Below are 17,321 nucleotides of genomic sequence, written 5' to 3' on the forward strand. Positions count from 1 at the left end.
CGGGGGTGTTCCTTTCGGGCCGGCGGGTCCGGCCCCATGAGGTGCCGCTCAACGGACCTGTTGCTGCCGCTGCTTCTCTCTCAAGAGCAGGCCCCACTCCTGAACGCCTGATTCCAGGGCGCGGATCCACGCGTCGATCTCCGGCGCCATGCCGGGGTCCACGCTCCGCAGCTTGCGCAGCTCCGGCACGGCGTCCGCGAAGCCCAGCTCCGCGATGCCCTGCACCAGCGCCTTGCGCACTCCCGTGTCCCGCTCGCCCCGGTACATGCCCACGAGCGCCTCGCGCGCGGGCCCCATCTGCGCCGCCGGCACGCTGCCCAGCGCGAGCGCCGCCGAGCGCCGCACCTCCGCGCTCTCGTGGCCCAGCATCCCGAGCAGCTTCTGCCCCGCCTCCGGCCCCATCTTGCGCGTGTCCAGGGACTCCAGGATCTTCGCCGTCACCTTCGGATCCGTGGACGCCGTCGCCGCGTTCACCGCCATGTCCGTGGCCGGGCCGTGATGGGCGGAATAGACGTGCTCGTTGTCCTCGATGAGGTTCTTCGCCGCCTCCATGCGGACCTCCGGCGAGCCGTCGCGCATGAGCCGCTCGTACATGTCCCCCGTCTTCTCCAGCGCGCCGGTGCGGCGCATGGCGCGGACGGTGGCGGCGCGGACGGACGGGTCGCGGTCCTCTAGGGCGCGGCGGGCCACGGTCTGGATGGCGTCCTTCTCCGCCTCGCGCTCGCTGCGCGCCACCAGCGCCGCGGCCAGCTGCTCCACCATCACCGGGTCCGTCTCCCGGTCGAACGCCGCGTGCAGTTCGCCAGAGGGCAGCGACACGGCGGCCTCGCGCAGCACGGCCTGGAGGTAGTCGCGGTAGGCCTTGGAGCTGGAGCCCATCCCCTGGCGGAGCTGATCCATCAACCCCTGGACCGAACAGCTCTCTCCCTGCAGCACGGGCTTCGCGGCGGAGGGCGTGGACTGAGCGGTGACGACCGGGGACGCGAACATCAGCGTCAGGCCCCCGAGCGCGCGAAGACCTTGGAGGTAGCGGGACATGCCGGGGCTCCTAGTTGTGGCGGTCCATGCAGCCGAAGGGGTTCTGGTCCGGCAGCTCATTCCAGACGCGGATGAAGTCGACGTTGCCCTGGGCGTAGAGCGTCTCGAAGATGCCGTAGAGCGGCTGGAAGCGCGGATCCACGGTCGCCATGTTCGCCATCACCGGCAGGGCGTCCCGGCCCGCGACGCGCGCGGAGAACCGGAACAGCGCCCAGCGCACGCACACCGACTGCTCGCGCTGGAAGGCGTCCGTGAACGTCTTCAGCACGTTCTCCTTGTCGGAGGACATGGCCAACACCTGCGCCGCCGCGTCTCGGCCGTCCTCGTTGCCCTCGCTGCGCAGGATGCGCTCGAAGCGGGCCGTGGCCTTCGCGTCCAGCACGGGTGAGTTGTGCAGCGGCGCCGTCTGCGCCAGGTGGCGGATCTGCTCGTCCGGCGCGTCCGTGGCGATGGTGATGAGCCGGTCGAGGTACGGCGACGCGTCGCCCAGGTTCTCCGACTCGCGCGCCATCACGCGGCCCAGCGTGCGCGTGGCGGCCCAGCCCGCCTCGGTGGACGCCGGGTCGCGCGCGAACTCCGCCATCCGGTCCATCGCGTCCGGCGTCAGGTGCTTCTGCGTGTCGAGCGCGGAGAGCATGCCCGCGCGCCGCTCGATGGGCAGCCCCTTGTCCAACCCCGCCTCCAGCAGCCGTGCGGCGACCTGCGGCTTCTGCACCGCGTCCGACTCACGCAGCCCGGACAGCAACACCTGGAACGCCGCGCCCTGCGCGTCCCGGGCCCAGTCCACCACCTGCCCCGCCTTCTTCGCGTCGTCGCCAATCAGCTCCGCGAGCTTCGACTTCAGGTAGTCGCGGACGAGCGGATCCTTCGACGCGAGCAGCGGCGCGGCCCAATCACGGAACGTCTCCAGCGTCACGCCGTCGTTGAAGCGCGCCAGCTCCGGGAAGCACGTCTGGTCCGAGAAGCGGCGCTCCGCGGCCTCCGCCTCCTCCACGCCAGCCGCCATCGCTCCCCCGCCCGTACTCCCACCTTGCGAGCCTCGGGACTGTGTGGCTTTAACGGGGGCCGCCACCGCCGCTGGCGCCTGCGCGTCGTCACCGCCACGCCACATCAACCCCACGGCCGCCAACACGGCCACCAGGCCCGCACCCGCCCATACCCAGGGGACACCCCGTGCTCGCGAAGGACCGGATGCGGGCGTCTGGGTCGGAGTGGAAGGAACCATGGGAATCCAAATAACCATGGATTCCTTGTTTCAATCAAGTAAAACAGATTGATTGGATTTTTACTGGAAGCCGCCTTCTTTCACTCTGGTGATTCCAGATATTGACCGCTCGCGTCACGGGAACAGTCCCTGCGTTATGGAACACGCATGCGGCCGACACACTTCGTGTCGCGGCGACGCAATGACTCTCCGCGCGTGTGTGCGAGCAGATGTCACATGGCGTTGCACCCTGCGCTCGTCTGCCTTCCTACCCCCCCAAGGTCAAAACAGACACGCCTCTGACGCAGGGGCGTGAAGTGTCCGCGATGCAGTGTCCGTGTATGATTTCGGCCCGTGGTGGCAGGGCCGGGGGGCTGTAGCCAGCGCATGGATGCACCGGGCGGAGGTGTCCGGGTCGCGCCATGGCTGTGAATGCGTCGCGGGAAAAGTGGCCGGACATGATGAAGAACGAAGCAGGTGCCGTGCGGCGGGAGCCTCCCGCGGTGGGCGTAACGGGTGTGTCCTCGGACCTCGCGGACCGGACACAGGCCGCGGACGTGGAGTCGCTCTTTGGAGCCGCTCCCGCGCCCGTGGAGCCGCCGTCACGTTCCAACACCGGGTCCTCGTCCACCTGGGACGGGCCGTCGCGTCCGGGCACGGGTGGCACCGGTGACACCGGTGACACCGGCAACAACACCAGTCCGTCCATCCAGGGACACGCGCTGCGCCCGGGCATGCGCCTGCAGCACTACGAGCTCATCCGCGAGCTGGGCTCCGGCGGCATGGGCACGGTGTTCCTCGCGCGCGACGTGCGGCTGGGACGCCGGGTGGCCATCAAGTTCCTGCACAGCGAGGACGCCGACATCACCCGGCGCTTCATCCTGGAGGCGCGGGCCACGGCGCGGTGCAGCCACGAGAACATCGTCATCATCTACGAGGTCGGCGAGTTCCCCGGCGGCCCGTTCATGGTGCTGGAGTACCTGCAGGGCAAGCCGCTGACGAAGGTGCTGGGCAACCAACGCCTGCCGCCCGCGCGCGCGGTGGAGCTGATGGTGCCAGTGGTGCGGGCGCTGGAGTGCGCCCACGAACAGGGCATCGTCCACCGCGACCTCAAGCCGGAGAACATCGTCGTGACGGACTCGGGCGCCATCAAGGTGCTCGACTTCGGCATCGCCAAGGTGCTCCAGGGTGACGAGCCCGTGGAGGCGCCCGCGGGCGGCCCCCAGGCGCAGCCGCGGCTGCACTCGGTGGAGGGCATGGGCGAGGACGTGTCCAACCTCACCCGCAAGGGCGCCATCATGGGCACCATGGCCTTCATGTCCCCGGAGCAGTGGGGCATTGGCGTGGCCGTGGACAGCCGCACGGACATCTGGGCCGTGGGGTTGATGCTGTTCCGCATGCTCGCCGGCAAGCACCCGTTGGATCCGCTGCGCGGTCCGCAGCTGATGGTCACGGGCATGCTGGACGAGCCCATGCCCCTGCTCAGGACCATGGCGCCGGATGTGCCGCAGGAGCTGGCGGCCGTCGTGGACCGCTGCCTGCTCAAGCGCAAGGAGGACCGCTACCCGGACGCGTCTTCGCTGCTGCGCGCGCTGGAGCCCTTCCTCCCCGGCCGCATGAGCCGCGAGCTGCGCGTGGATGAGAGCCCGTACGCGGGCCTCAGCTCCTTCCAGGAGGCGGACGCGGACCGCTTCTTCGGCCGCACCCGTGAAATCGCCGCGCTGGTGAACCGCATCAACGACCGGCCGCTGCTGGCCGTGGTGGGCCCGTCCGGCACGGGCAAGTCGTCGTTCGTGCGCGCGGGTCTGGTACCCGTGCTCAAGCGGTCCGGCACGCCGTGGGAGGCGTTGGTCATCCGCCCCGGCCGCAGTCCGCTGTCGGCGCTGGCCAGCATCGTCGCGCCGCTGATGAGCTCGTCCACCACCATCGAGGACGACCTCCAGGAGCAGCAGCGGGTGGTGGAGCGGCTGCGCGCGGAGCCCGGCTACGTGGGCAACGTGCTGCGCAGCCGCGCGCGCCGGGAGAAGCGGCGCATCCTGCTCTTCATCGACCAGTTCGAGGAGCTCTACACGCTGGTGCCGGACGTCCAGGACCGGATGGCCTTCACCGCGTGCCTGTCCGGCATCGCGGACGACGCGACCACGCCCATCCGGGTCATCCTCTCCATCCGTTCAGACTTCCTGGACCGCGTGCCGGAGGACGAGCGCTTCATGGCGGAGCTCAGCCAGGGGCTCTTCTTCCTCACCGCGCCCGCCCGCGAAGGCCTGAAGGACGCGCTGGTGCAGCCCGCGGAGCGCGCGGGCTACCAGTTCGAAAGCCCCGCCATGGTGTCCAGCATGCTGGAGCACCTGGACGCATCCCAGGGCGCGCTGCCCCTGTTGCAGTTCGCGGCCACCCAATTGTGGGAGGCGCGCGACGTCACCAACCGGCTGCTCACGGAGAGCGCCTATCAGGCCATGGGCGGCATCGCCGGCGCGCTGGCCAGCCACGCGGACAGCGTGCTGGAGAGCCTGTCCACGCAGGAGCGCACGCTGGTGCGCGCGCTCTTCCTGCGGCTCGTCACTCCGGAGCGCACGCGAGCCATCGTGTCCCTGGACGAGCTGCGCGAGCTGACGAAGGACACGGGGGAGATGCAGCGCCTCATCGACCACCTGGTGCAGGCGCGCCTGCTGGTGGTGCAGACCGGCGGCGGCGCCACGGGCGCCACGGTCGAAATCGTCCACGAGTCGCTCCTGCACAGCTGGCCCACGCTGCGGCGCTGGCTGGACGAGGGCCAGGAGGACTCCGCTTTCCTGGAGCAGCTGCGCAACGCGGCCCGGCAGTGGCAGGGCAAGAACTTCGACGCGCACCTGCTGTGGCGCGGTGAGCTGGTGGAAGAGGCCCAGCGCTTCCAGCGGCGCTACCGGGGAGAGCTGCCCCAGTTGCAGCAGGACTTCCTCACGGCGGTGTTCGCGCAGGCCAAGAAGGGGCGCCGGCTGAAGCAGGTGCTGCTCATCGGCAGCGTGACGTTCCTGGGGCTCCTGGTCATCGCGGCGGTGGTGGCGCTCGTCGTCATCCGCAACGCGCAGCAGGAGGCCGAGAAGCAGGCCCAGGGGGCCCAGGCGGCGGAGATCATCGCGCGCGCCGCCGAGTCCACGGCCCGCAGCGCGGAAGTCGAGGCCAAGCAGCGGCTGGCCGAGGTGCAGGCCAAGGAACTGGAGCGCCAGAAGGCGCAGCAGGCGGCGGAGTCAGCCAACGAGCAGGTGGCGCTGGCCAACCAGGAGCTGCTCAGCAAGAACGACGAACTGGTGTCCGCGCTGAAGCGGGCCCAGGAAGCGCAGCTGCGCGCCCGGTTCGCCAAGAAGCGCGCCGAGGAGAGCGCCGACTCCGCGCGCGACGCCCGCGAGGACGCCCTCCGCGCGGCGGAAGAACTCTCCACGTTGCTCAAGCGGGAGAAGGAGCGCGTCTCCCGTCTGCAATCCCAGCTCGGAAGTCCGGTCATCGAGGTCCTGAAGTGAGAAGCATCTTGAACAGGGTGATGAGCAGGTCCGCGTTCGTGTTGTCGGTGCTGCTGGCGCTGGAGTCGGTGCCCGCGCTGGCGCAGGAGCCGGCGCCACGGACAGGCACCACGAAGGCGTCCCGGGGCACGAAGAAGAAACCCACCGCGTCGAAGGCCACGGGCAAGACCTCCGGCACGGCGAAGGTGTCCGGCACGGGTTCCTCGAAGCGGCGGCGCAAGCCCACCGCCGCCGAGGCCACGCCGGCCCCCTCGGACGCGCCCCTCTCCGAGTCCCTTCCCATGCCCCCGCCGCCCACGCCGAAGGCCGTGGAGTCCCAGCAGGAGCAGGCCAGCAGCACGCTGGAGGGCTCGCAGCCCGGCGCGGACGAGCGCCCCTGGGCGAAGGGCATCGCCAAGACGGATCAGGACGCGTCGCTCGCGCTGTTCGGCGAAGGCAACGCGCTCTTGAAGGAATCCATCTTCGTGCAGGCCGTGGAGAAGTACCGCCAGGCGCTGGCGCGCTGGGACCATCCGGCCATCCACTACAACCTCGCGCTGGCGCTGATGAACCTGGACCAGCCGGTGGAGGTGCACGAACACCTGGTGGCGGCGCTGCGCTTCGGACCGGCGCCGCTGGAGAAGGAGAAGTACGAGTACGCCCGCAACTACAAGACGCTGGTGGAGAAGCAGCTCGCGCGGGTGGACATCACCTGCGCCACGCCCGGCGCCACGGTGACCATGGACGGCCAGACGCTGTTCGTGGCTCCCGGCCGCTACGAGGGGCTGGTGCGCCCCGGCGCGCACAGCATCTCCGCGACGATGGCGGGCTTCGTGCCCAGCGACCAGAGCCGCACGCTGCTGCCCGGTGAGACGACGGCGCTGGATTTGAAGCTCTTCACGTCCGACGATCTCATCCGCTACAAGCGCCGCTGGTCCGCCGCGATGCCCTGGCTGGTGATGGGCGCGGGCGTGGCCGTGGCGGGAGGCAGCACCTTCCTGCACCTCCAGTCCCGCGACCACTTCCGAGCCTTCGAGTCCGGCATCACCGAATGCGGAGGCTGCGTACCGCCCGCCGCCGTCGCCGACGAGCGCTCGCAGGGCAACCTGATGCAGACCGGCGCCATCGCCGGGTACGCCGTGGGCGGAGCCGTCATCGTCACCGGCGCGGTGCTCGCCGTCCTCAACCAACCCAAGCCGTACCGCATCGAACCGGGCCAGGAGGCGGTGACCGTGCAGGTCACGCCGCTCCTCGGCGCGGGTTCGGGCGGTGCCGTGGCCACGTTCCGTTTCTAGAGGTCCTCGCATGACACGCGTCTCCCCCTCTTCCATGGCGCGCGCCCTGCTTCTCCTGGCCGCGCCGCTCCTGCTGCTCTCCTCCTGCTTCCAGGCCACCACGGTGGACTGCCCCGCCGGGCTGGTGTGTCCGGACGGCCTGAAGTGCGCCGCGAACCAGGCCACCTGCATCTCCACGGAATGTGGCGACGGCGTCGTCCAGGACCACGAGCAGTGTGACGACGGCAACATCGTGGATGGCGACGGCTGTAGCCGCGACTGCAAATCCACCGAGACCTGCGGCAACGGCGTCGTGGACCAGGTCACGAAGGAGAAGTGCGACGACGGCAACACCCGGGACGGCGACGGCTGCAGCGCGGACTGCAAGTCCAACGAACTGTGCGGCAACGGCGTCACGGACACGGCCGTGGGCGAGAAGTGCGACGACGGCAACAACGCCAGCGGCGACGGCTGCAGCGCGGACTGCCTGTCCAACGAGACGTGCGGCAACGGCTACACCGACCCCACGAAGGGTGAGAAGTGCGACGACGGCAACACCGTCAGCGGCGACGGGTGCAGCGAGGACTGCCGTTCCCAGGAGAGCTGCGGCAACGGCTACGTGGACGTCGCCAAGGGTGAGAAGTGCGACGACGGCAACAACATCAACGGCGACGGGTGCAGCTCCGACTGCAAGTCCAACGAGACGTGCGGCAACGGCGTCCTCGACGTCATCAAGGGTGAAATCTGCGACGACGGCAACAACGTCAGCGAAGACGGTTGCAGCGCGGACTGCCGGTCCGCGGAAGGCTGCGGCAACGGCGTCCGCGACGGCGAGGAGCAGTGCGACGACAAGGGCGAGTCCGCCACCTGCAACCTCAACTGCACCGTGCGCGTCTGCGGTGATGGCATCGTCAACCGGACCGCGGGCGAGGCGTGCGACGACAAGGGCGAGTCCGCCTACTGCAACGCCAACTGCACGCTGCGCGCCTGCGGCGACGGCGTGGTGAACACGTCCTCCGGCGAGCAGTGCGACAACCCCGGCCCCGTCAACAGCCCCGCCTGTGACGCGGACTGCACCATCGCCTTCTGCGGCGACGGCTTCACCAACATCACGCGCGGCGAACTGTGCGACACGGCGGGCAACTCCCGCACGTGCAACGCGGACTGCACGCCCGCGGCCTGCGGCGACCGGTACCTCAACACCGCCGCGGGTGAGCAGTGCGACGACGGGCCCAACTCCGCCATCTGCGACGTGGACTGCACCCCCGTGGCCTGCGGCGACGGCGTCACCAACACGGCGGCGAAGGAGCAGTGCGACGACGGCAACACGCGCGACGACGACGACTGCCTGGGCACCTGCAAGCCGAACATCTGCGGCGACAGCGTGGTCAACGTCAACGGACCGGACCGCCCGGAGTCCTGCGACGACGGCAACACCCGCACGGAGACCGCGTGCGACTACGGCACCGCCACCTGCCAGGCGTGCAGCGGCGACTGCAAGACGGCGCTCAATCTCCAGGGCAACGTCTGCGGCGACAACGTGAAGGACGCCACCAACGAGGCCTGTGACGACGGCAACACCGAGACCGAGGACGCCTGCCCCTACGGCACCGCCAACTGCAAGGTGTGCCGCTTCGACTGCAAGGAGAGCCTGTCGCGCACGGGAAACATCTGCGGCGACAACGCGAAGGACCCGGACCACGAGGCCTGCGACGACGGCAACACCAAGACGGAAGTCGCGTGCGACTACGGCCAGGCGAGCTGCCAGAAGTGCAGCGGTGACTGCCAGACGGCGCTCAATCTCCAGGGCAACGTCTGCGGCGACAACCAGCGGGACATGACCCACGAGGCCTGCGACGACGGCAACACCACCACGGAGACCTCCTGTCCCTATGGCGTGGCCAACTGCCAGACGTGCAGCGGCGACTGCAAGCAACTGCTGGCGGTGAAGGGCAACGTCTGCGGCGACGGCGTGGCGGACCTGGCCCACGAGACGTGCGATGACGGCAACACCACCACGGAGACCGCCTGCCCCTACGGCGTGGCCAGCTGCCAGCGGTGCAGCAGCGACTGCCAGACGCTCCTCCCGCTCACGGGCAACGTCTGCGGCGACGGCAAGCAGGACCCCAGCTCCACGAACGAGGTGTGCGACGACGGCAACACGCAGACGGAGTCCTCCTGCCCCTACGGTCAGGCGAGCTGCAAGGTGTGCCGCGGCGACTGCAAGGAACTGGTCTCCGTCACGGGCAACGTCTGCGGCGACGGCGTGCTGGACTCGGCGAACGAGGCCTGCGACGACGGCAACACCACCACGGAGACCGCCTGCGCCTACGGCACGGCGAGCTGCAAGCGGTGCAGCAACGACTGCCAGACGGTCCTCTCGCTCGAGGGCAACGTCTGCGGCGACGGGGTGGTGGACGCCAACGCCTCGAATGAACTCTGCGACGACGGCAACACCCTCGCCTGCGGCTCATGCAGCGCCAACTGCAAGGTGCAGACGCTCCAGGCTGCGACGGGCACCATCACGGCCACGGCGAGCTCGAACCTGGTCGACGAGGAGACGTTCACCATCAGCGATGGCATCAACACGCCGGTCACCTTCGAACTGGACCGCGACAACAAGCTCAAGAACGCCGCCAACCAGCGGGTGGTCGTGGCGAACGGCACGCCCGCGACGCAGATCGCCCTCGTCATCCGGGACGCCATCAACGCGGTGGAGGAGCCGTTCGAAATCGGAGCCACGGTCGTCACCGGCTCCATCACCGTGAACGTCGCCCACAAGCTGAAGGGCTCCATCGGCAACCAGGCGATGACGGAGAAGGTCGCCAACAACAACTTCAAGGTGAGCGGGATGAACGGCGGCAGCGGCTACGACTGCCCCCAGGGCACGAAGTGCGTGGGCAACGAGGACTGCGCCCTCGACCTGGTGTGTGGGGCCAGCAAGACCTGCGTCGCCGCCCCCTGAGCGGCTTCCCAGACGTGTGACATCCCTCTTGAAACAGGGATGTCACACGTCTTGACGCGCTGGGCCATGTCTTGCGTCACACGCGAGCGGGCCCGGGGGCGCGAGTGGGGGAACGTGCGGTTGACTTCACTGTCGTGGGGGTGGTGAACCGGACGGGCCCCGGGTAGTCGCGGGCCCGGTGGCCTTGCAGCGGTCGTGACCCTCGCTTGCCGCGTCTGGAGCCACATCCATGATGACCCCTCCCCGTCGTCACCGCCGGAGCCCCTGGCTCACGCGGTGGCATCCCCTTGTCGCCGTGGGCTTCGCCTCGGCGCTGGTCTCCTGCGCCTCCCCGGAAACACCCGCCGAAGTCCCCGCTCCCGCCGCGCCCGCAGTGGAGGACACCGCGCAGCGTGAGCAGGAGCTGCTCTCCTGGACGCTGGGGGCGAAGTACGACGCCACGCAGGCCAACATCAACTTCAACATCTACTCGTCGCGCGCCACGCGCATCGAGCTGTGGATCTACAAGACGGCCCAGGGCGCGAGTCCGGCCGCGACGTACGTGATGACGCAGAACGCGACGACCAAGGTCTGGTCCAAGTCCGTCTCCGTCGCCACGCTGAAGAACAGCTACGGCGTCACCGGCACCGTCTATTACGGCTACCGCGCGTGGGGCCCCAACTGGACGTACGTCTCCACCTGGAACACGACGACCAACAGCGCGTTGGGCTTCGTCGCGGATGTGGACTCCGCGGGCAACCGCTTCAACCCGAACAAGCTCCTGTGGGACCCGTACGCGCTGGAGCTGTCGCACGACCCGGTGAACCCCAACAACGCGGACGGCACGGTGTACGCGTCCGGCCCGTTGCACCGCTACAAGGACAGCGGTCCGTTCGCGCCCAAGGGCATCGTGCTCGCGCCGGACACAACGGCCACCGGCACCAAGCCCACGCGCGCCTTCAAGGACGACGTCGTCTATGAGGTGCACCTGCGCGGCCTGACGAAGCAGGACACCGGCTCCGGTTTGGATGCCGCCTGCCTGGGCACCTACAAGACCGCGGGCCAGAAGGCCGCGCAGCTGGCGACGCTGGGCGTGACGGCGGTGGAGTTCCTGCCGCTGCACGAGACGGACAACGGCAACAACGACGCGGTCGCGAGCACCGCGGGCGACAACTACTGGGGTTACATGAACCTCAGCTACTTCGCGCCGGACCGCCGCTACGCGTGCGACCAGACGCCGGGCGGCCCCACGCGCGAGTTCAAGAGCATGGTGAAGGCGTTCCACGACGCCGGCATCAAGGTGCTGGTGGACGTGGTCTACAACCACACCGGCGAAGGCGGCGGGTGGATCAGCGGCGACCCGAGCACGTACAACGTCATGTCGTACCGGGGCCTGGACAACCCCACGTACTACAGCCTGACGAAGGACATGAAGTTCAACTGGGACAACACGGGCGTGGGCGGCAACTTCAACACGTTCAACCCCACGGCCCGCAACGTCATCCTGCATTCGCTGTCGTACTGGAAGGACACGCTGGGCGTGGACGGCTTCCGGTTCGACCTGGCGTCGGTGCTGGGCAACATCTACGAGCACGAGACGACCACGCACAGCGGCTACGAGTACAACCGCGACAACGCGAACACGGCGCTCAACCAAATCACCACGCAGCTGGATCCGCGTCCGGAGGCGGGCGGCGCGGGCACGGACTTCATCGCGGAGCCGTGGGCCATTGGCGGCAATTCCTACCAGGTGGGCAACTTCCCGGCGAAGTGGCGCGAGTGGAACGGCGCGTTCCGCGACACCTTCCGCAAGGACCAGAACCAGATGGGCGTGGAGAGCATCAAGCCGTCGGACCTGGCCACGCGCTTCGCGGGCTCGTCGGACCTGTACTCGGATGACGGCCGCAAGCCGGCGGCGTCCGTGAACTTCATGGTGGCCCACGACGGCCTCACCTTGAAGGACATCTACTCGTGCAACAGCAAGAACAACAGCCAGGCGTGGCCCTACGGCCCGTCCGACGGCGGCGAGGACAACAACCACAGCTGGGACCACGGCGGCAACGCGGCGCTCCAACGCCAGGCGGCGCGCAACGGCATGGCGTTCATGATGCTGAGCGCGGGCGTGCCCATGCTGACGGGCGGCGACGAATTCCTGCGCACGCAGTACTGCAACAACAACGTGTACAACCTGGACTCGAACAAGAACTGGCTGGACTACGCGTGGACCACGGACCAGTCCAACTTCCGCACGTTCACCCAGAACCTCATCGCGTTCCGCAAGGCACACCCCGCGCTGCGCCCGGCGGAGTTCTACAAGACGAACGACAACAACTCGAACGTGATGGAGCAGCACCGCTGGTTCAAGCCGGACGGCTTCGTGCCGGACGCGGCGTACTTCAACGACGCGACCCAGCATGCGCTGGCCTACCGCATCGACGCGACGGAGTTCTCCGGTGAGACGGTGAGCGCCATCTACGTCGCGTACAACGGCTGGTCCGCCAACGTGAACTTCCTGCTGCCGTGGCCGGGCAACGGCAAGCAGTGGTACCGCGTGACTGACACGTGCTCGTGGGCCGAGGGCCCGAACCAGGTGGTGCTCAACCCGGCCAGCATGGTGCTGATTGGCGGCGAGGCCACGAGCTACGGCGTGTGCGGCCGCGGCGTGCTGGTGCTGGTGGCCAAGTAGCGTGAAGGCCGTGGAGGGCCCGGTGCTCCCTGGGGGCCGGGCCCTTCGCGGTGGAGCGGTCGGGGAGGCGGACGCTGGTGGGCCCTGATGCCCGTGGCGGGCCCCGCCGGGGAGGGAGCGCCATCCTCCCGGGATGGAACGCCACTTCAAGGATGGACGGTTCGAGTTCGCCCGCCTGGGATTGCTGGGCGCCGCGTACCGGGGGCTCTCCGACGCGGGAGAGGTCCTCGTCACGCTGGATGGGATTCCGGACGGGGACCGAGAGGCGTGGGTGCGGGAGTTCACCGCCCTGGCCGAACGGCTGGAGCGCCAGGCCCACGCCAGCGCAGCCCACGGGCACCGCGCCAGTGCACGCTCGGCGTTCCTGCGCGCGAGCACCTACTTCCATGAAGCTTCCGCCTGCGCGCCCGGCACCTCGCGGCCAGAGCGGTTCCGCGCGCTGTGGCTGCGGCACCGGGACTGCTGGGACCACGCGGCCGCGTTGTTCGAGCCGCCCGTCGAGCGGGTCTCCATTCCCTACGAAGGCATGTCGCTGGAGGGGTACTTCTTCCGGCCAGCGAATGGACACGTCCGGCCGAGGCCCACCCTCATCATGAACAACGGCAGCGACGGGCCGGTGACGTCGATGTGGAAGGACGGCGGCGCGGCGGCGGTGGAGCGCGGCTGGAACGCGCTGACCTTCGACGGGCCGGGCCAGGGCGCGGCGCTGCACCGGCAGGGGCTGCCCTTCCGCGCGGATTGGGAGCGCGTGGTGACGCCGGTGATGGACTGGCTGCTCACGCGCGCGGAGGTGGATCCCCAGCGCATCGCGCTGCTCGGCGTCAGCCAGGCGGGCTACCAGGTGCCTCGCGCGGTGGCGTTCGAGCACCGCGTGGCGGCGGCGGTCGCGGATCCCGGCGTGATGCGGGTGGGGGATTCGTGGCGCGAGCACCTGCCTCCGGAGATGACGCGGCTGCTGGATGCCGGAGAGAAGGAGACCTTCGATGCGTCCATGGCCGAGGGACTGAAGGACTTCCCCGCCGAGCGGGCGGAGCTCCAGTGGCGCATGGCGCCCCATGGGACGCGCTCGCCGTTCGACGCGTACAAGGCGGCGGAGGCGATGCACCTGGACGCGGAGATACTCGCGCGCGTGGGTTGTCCAATGCTCATTACTTCGCCGGACCATGAGCAGTTCTGGCCGGGCCAGTCCGAGGAACTGCACGCCGCGCTGAAGGGCTCCACGCTGCTGCGCTTCACGGAGTCAGAGGGCGCCAGCTGGCACTGCGAGCCCGCGGCGCCAGCGCTGCGGGACGAGCGCGTCTTCGACTGGCTGGAGCGGACGCTGCACACCGCGCACGCGTGACGGCGGGCCGGTATAAAGCCGCCATGGCCCAGGACGACAGCGCGGTGGTGAAGCGGCTCCAGCAGGAGGACTCGTTCGAGAAGGAGACGTTCGAGGGGTTGGATCTCCAGAACGTCGACCTGGGTGACAAGGAGTTCTACCGGTGCACCTTCGTGAACTGTGAGCTGCAGGAGAGCCGGTGGAAGGAGGCGCTGCTGGAGGCGTGCGCGTTCCAGGGCTGCAACCTGACGCGCGCGAACTTCAACGCCATCCGGCTGCGGGACGTGCGCTTCGAGGGCTCGAAGCTGATGGGCATCGACTGGACGGGCGTGGCGGCGAACCCGGAGGCGAACTTCGAGGAGTGCGCCATGCCCTACAGCTCGTTCGTGGGGCTGAGCCTGCGCCAGACGTCCTTCGTGCGCTGCGTGGCGCGGGAGGCGAACTTCTTCGACATGGACCTGACGGACGCGGACTTCACCGGCGCGGACCTCACCGGCAGCAACTTCCGCGGCTGCACGCTGACCCGGGCGGACTTCTCCGGGGCCACGGGCCTGGTGCTGGACCCCGCGCGCAACAAGCTGAAGGACACGCGCATCCCGCAGGACACGGCGATGTCCGTGGTCCATGAGCTGGGCATGCGCGTGGAGGGCTACCACGCGAAGCCGGCGGGACGCGGCGGGGCGAAGAAGACGGGAGCGAAGCGGTGAGGGATGGCACCCCGTTCGACCCGGTCGCCGTCGCGCGGATCGCGGTGATGGTGAGGACGGGGCACATCGGGCTCCAGCGGCTCATCGCCTGGGCGGATGCGTGGGTGATGAAGCTGGACGCCCCACCGCTCTGGTTGCTGGAGCTGTGCACGGTGCCCGGGATCGACAGGGCGCACGGGTTGCTCCTCGACATGCCGGGCATTGCGCAGCTGGCCACTGTCGAGGAGCGGGACGTGGAGGACGCGGACCACCTGGCGAGCCTGCTCCTTCGCCACCGTGACGGGTCCATCGCCTGGGGTGACTTCCTCCTGCGGGCAGGCGAGTACCTGGATAGCAAGAGCGGCCACCGGCAGTGCGAGGAGTTCTACATGCAGCTGAACCTGCTGGAGCGCATGGGGTTTCCGGAAGCCCTGGTACAGGCCCAGCGCGAGGACATCGAGCGCAGCCTCGTGGACGCGCTGGTGCGGATGGAGGCCTCCCACCGGCGGTTCGAGGCGGAAGCGCGCGGGGACTAGGAAGCCCGTCCCGCCAAGCGGCGGCAGGCGGAGGACTTCACCGCGAGGTACACGCGCAGGCCCGGTGCGATGTGCAGCTCGCGCACGGCGACATGCGTGAGACGGACCACCCAGCGCACGCCCGTGACGTCCACGTGGGTCGCGCACTCCCCTGCCCCTGCGTCCTCCAGCTTCGTCACCGTGCCTTCGAGCACATTGCGCGCGGAGACGCCGCTCAGCGGTCCGGTGGACAGGAGGATGTCCTCGGCGGGAATGGCATAGGCGGCACGGGTGCCCTGGGGCAGCTCCGGCGCATCCGGCACCCAGAGGGACAGGCCGTCCGTGACTCGCAGCCGCGTGCCTCCGGATTCGGGACGCTCCAGCGCGCCTTCGAGGATGTTCTCCTCGGGCTCACCGGTGAGCAGGCCTCGCGCCACGGTACCCAGCACCGTGTCCGCGGGGCCTACGGCCTTCACCGTGCCGCCATCCAGGAGCAGGGCTTCGCGGGCCAGGGCCCGTGCTTCGCCGAGCTGATGGGTGACGTAGAGCAGGGGCACGCGGGCTTCGTCGCGCACTCGCAGCAGGTACGGAAGCACGCGCTCCTTCAATGCGATGTCCAGTGCGGCCAGCGGTTCATCGAGCAGCAGCAGCGCCGGGTCGGTGGCGAGCGCCCGCGCCAGGGCGACCCGCTGCTTCTCGCCACCGGACAGCGTCACCGGGTAGCGGTGCAGCAGCGGCTCCAGCTCCAGCAGGTGCACGGCTTCGTCCACGCGTGACGGCCTTCCGGCGCGCACTCCGAAGCGCACGTTCTGTCCGGCGGTGAGGTGCGGGAAGAGCAACGCATCCTGCGGCACGTAGCCCATGCGGCGCGCTTCGGGCGGCACGTCGATGCCCGCAGCCGTGTCGAGCAGCACGCGGTCATCCACCACGACGCGCCCCGTGGCGCCTCGCCGCAGGCCCGCGAGCACCTCCAGCAGTGACGTCTTCCCGGAGCCCGAGCGCCCCAACACCGCTACCGACGCGGATGTGAAGCGCGCTTCGACCTCCAGCGTGAAGCGCGCCAGGGGCAGACTGAGGGACAGCTCCATCACGGACGTGCGCCTCCTGTTCGCGTGGCGCCTCGTACGTCCTCCGCGGACATGTGGCGTCTCGAAGCCGCCGGCCCGGATTGCCTGGGCTTCACGCGAGCCCCCGCGCTCCGCGCCGCCGCGTCACCACTTCCGTCACGTACATGGCCCCGAACGCGAGCACCACCGAGACGCCCGCGAGCTTCAGCGCCTCCGCGTCCTGCCCCACCTGCGTGCGCTGGAAGATGGCCAGGGACAACGTCTGAGTGCTGCCTGGGATGTTGCCCGCCACCAGCACCGTCGCGCCGAACTCACCCAGCGCCCGTGAGAACGCGAGCAGCGCGCCCGTGAGCACCCCGCGCCACGCCAGCGGCAACGTCACCCGGAAGAAGGCTCGCGTGCGCGTGTCCCCCAGCGTGCGCGCCACCGCCACCAGCCGGGGATCCACTTCCTCGAAGCCCGCGCGCGCGGAGCGCACCAGCAGCGGGAACGCCATCACCGCGCTGGCCAGCACCACCGCCTTCGGCGTGAACACCACCTCCACGCCCAGCGCATCCAGCAACCGTCCCAGCGCCGAGTCCCGCGCGAGCAACTCCAGCAGCACCAGGCCCACCGCCGTCGGAGGCAGCACCAGCGGCAGCGCCAACAGCGTCTCCACCACGCCGCGCCCCGGGCCCTTCCAGCGCGCAAGCGCGTACGCCGCCGCCACGCCCGGCACCAGGATGAGCGCCGTGGACAGGGCCGCCACCGCCACCGTGAACAGCACCAGCCCTGTCAGTCCTTCGCCCATCACGGCGCGGGATGCCCCTTGCCCGCGTCAGGCATCCCGCCGCGAGTCCCGGACGGGGCGTTCTGGAGCACACCTGCATCCGGCGCCGCCTTCGCCGCGCTCGCGTCCAGGAAACCCAACCGGCGGAACTCCTTCCGCGCTCCTTCCGTCTGGAGGAAGCGCACGAACGCGAGACCGCCTTCCGGCGCCTTGCCCTGCGTCAGCGCCGCCGCCGGATACACGATGCGCGGCGCATCCCCCTCCGGCACCGTGAACACCACCCGGACCTTCTTCGATTGCGCCGCGTCCGTCGCGTACACCACGCCCGCGTCCGCCCTCCC

At 69.5% G+C, this 17,321-nt stretch carries 12 protein-coding genes; 7 read left to right on the forward strand and 5 right to left on the reverse strand.

The annotated features are described in order from the left end of the window. Positions 1-48: 48 nt before the first annotated feature. Entirely contained in the window at positions 49-1,038 is a 990-nt protein-coding gene (locus D7V77_RS09160; RefSeq protein WP_120575893.1) for a HEAT repeat domain-containing protein, read from the reverse strand. A gap of 10 nt (positions 1,039-1,048) precedes the next feature. Further along, on the reverse strand, positions 1,049-2,044 hold the full coding sequence (locus tag D7V77_RS09165; protein ID WP_233596771.1) for a hypothetical protein: 996 nt from the start codon (positions 2,042-2,044) through the stop codon (positions 1,049-1,051). Between the two features lie 656 nt (positions 2,045-2,700). Between D7V77_RS09165 and D7V77_RS09170 the strand changes: the two genes are divergently transcribed. The 7 genes from D7V77_RS09170 (at position 2,701) to D7V77_RS09200 (ending at position 15,165) form a co-directional block, all read left to right on the forward strand. After that, positions 2,701-5,739 (forward strand): protein kinase, encoded by a 3,039-nt coding sequence (locus tag D7V77_RS09170; protein ID WP_233596772.1) that lies wholly within the window; start codon positions 2,701-2,703, stop codon positions 5,737-5,739. Positions 5,740-5,759: 20 nt separating this feature from the next. Further along, positions 5,760-7,013 carry a hypothetical protein gene (locus tag D7V77_RS09175; protein ID WP_120575896.1) on the forward strand — a complete coding sequence of 418 codons (1,254 nt, stop codon included), beginning with the start codon at positions 5,760-5,762 and terminating at the stop codon, positions 7,011-7,013. Positions 7,014-7,023: 10 nt separating this feature from the next. Beyond that, positions 7,024-9,957 carry a DUF4215 domain-containing protein gene (locus tag D7V77_RS09180; RefSeq protein ID WP_120575897.1) on the forward strand — a complete coding sequence of 978 codons (2,934 nt, stop codon included), beginning with the start codon at positions 7,024-7,026 and terminating at the stop codon, positions 9,955-9,957. 229 nt (positions 9,958-10,186) lie between these two features. Then, entirely contained in the window at positions 10,187-12,622 is a 2,436-nt protein-coding gene (locus tag D7V77_RS09185; RefSeq protein ID WP_120575898.1) for an isoamylase, read from the forward strand. A 133-nt stretch (positions 12,623-12,755) separates the two neighbouring features. Next, positions 12,756-13,964: a S9 family peptidase gene (locus D7V77_RS09190; protein ID WP_120575899.1), complete on the forward strand. Its 1,209-nt coding sequence runs from the start codon at positions 12,756-12,758 to the stop codon at positions 13,962-13,964. Positions 13,965-13,987: 23 nt separating this feature from the next. Further along, positions 13,988-14,650 (forward strand): pentapeptide repeat-containing protein, encoded by a 663-nt coding sequence (locus tag D7V77_RS09195; protein ID WP_120575900.1) that lies wholly within the window; start codon positions 13,988-13,990, stop codon positions 14,648-14,650. Then, a complete protein-coding gene (locus D7V77_RS09200) occupies positions 14,647-15,165 on the forward strand; it encodes a hypothetical protein (protein WP_120575901.1) in 519 nt (172 codons plus the stop codon). The genes D7V77_RS09195 and D7V77_RS09200 overlap by 4 nt, the downstream gene beginning before the upstream one ends. On the opposite strand, the gene modC is transcribed toward D7V77_RS09200, so the two are convergent. The 3 genes from modC to D7V77_RS09215 all read right to left on the reverse strand — a co-directional run. Then, positions 15,162-16,232: a molybdenum ABC transporter ATP-binding protein gene (gene modC / locus D7V77_RS09205; protein WP_120575902.1), complete on the reverse strand. Its 1,071-nt coding sequence runs from the start codon at positions 16,230-16,232 to the stop codon at positions 15,162-15,164. The genes D7V77_RS09200 and modC overlap by 4 nt on opposite strands. 91 nt (positions 16,233-16,323) lie before the next feature. After that, positions 16,324-17,001 (reverse strand): molybdate ABC transporter permease subunit, encoded by a 678-nt coding sequence (gene modB, locus D7V77_RS09210; RefSeq protein ID WP_120575903.1) that lies wholly within the window; start codon positions 16,999-17,001, stop codon positions 16,324-16,326. Beyond that, positions 17,001-17,321: substrate-binding domain-containing protein (locus D7V77_RS09215; RefSeq protein WP_233596773.1), on the reverse strand; the 321-nt coding region annotated here is incomplete at its 5' end. The genes D7V77_RS09215 and modB, both read right to left, overlap by 1 nt.

Origin of the sequence: Corallococcus sp. CA041A (genome assembly GCF_003612075.1) — a bacterium.
Taxonomy (GTDB): Bacteria; Myxococcota; Myxococcia; order Myxococcales; family Myxococcaceae; genus Corallococcus; species Corallococcus exiguus.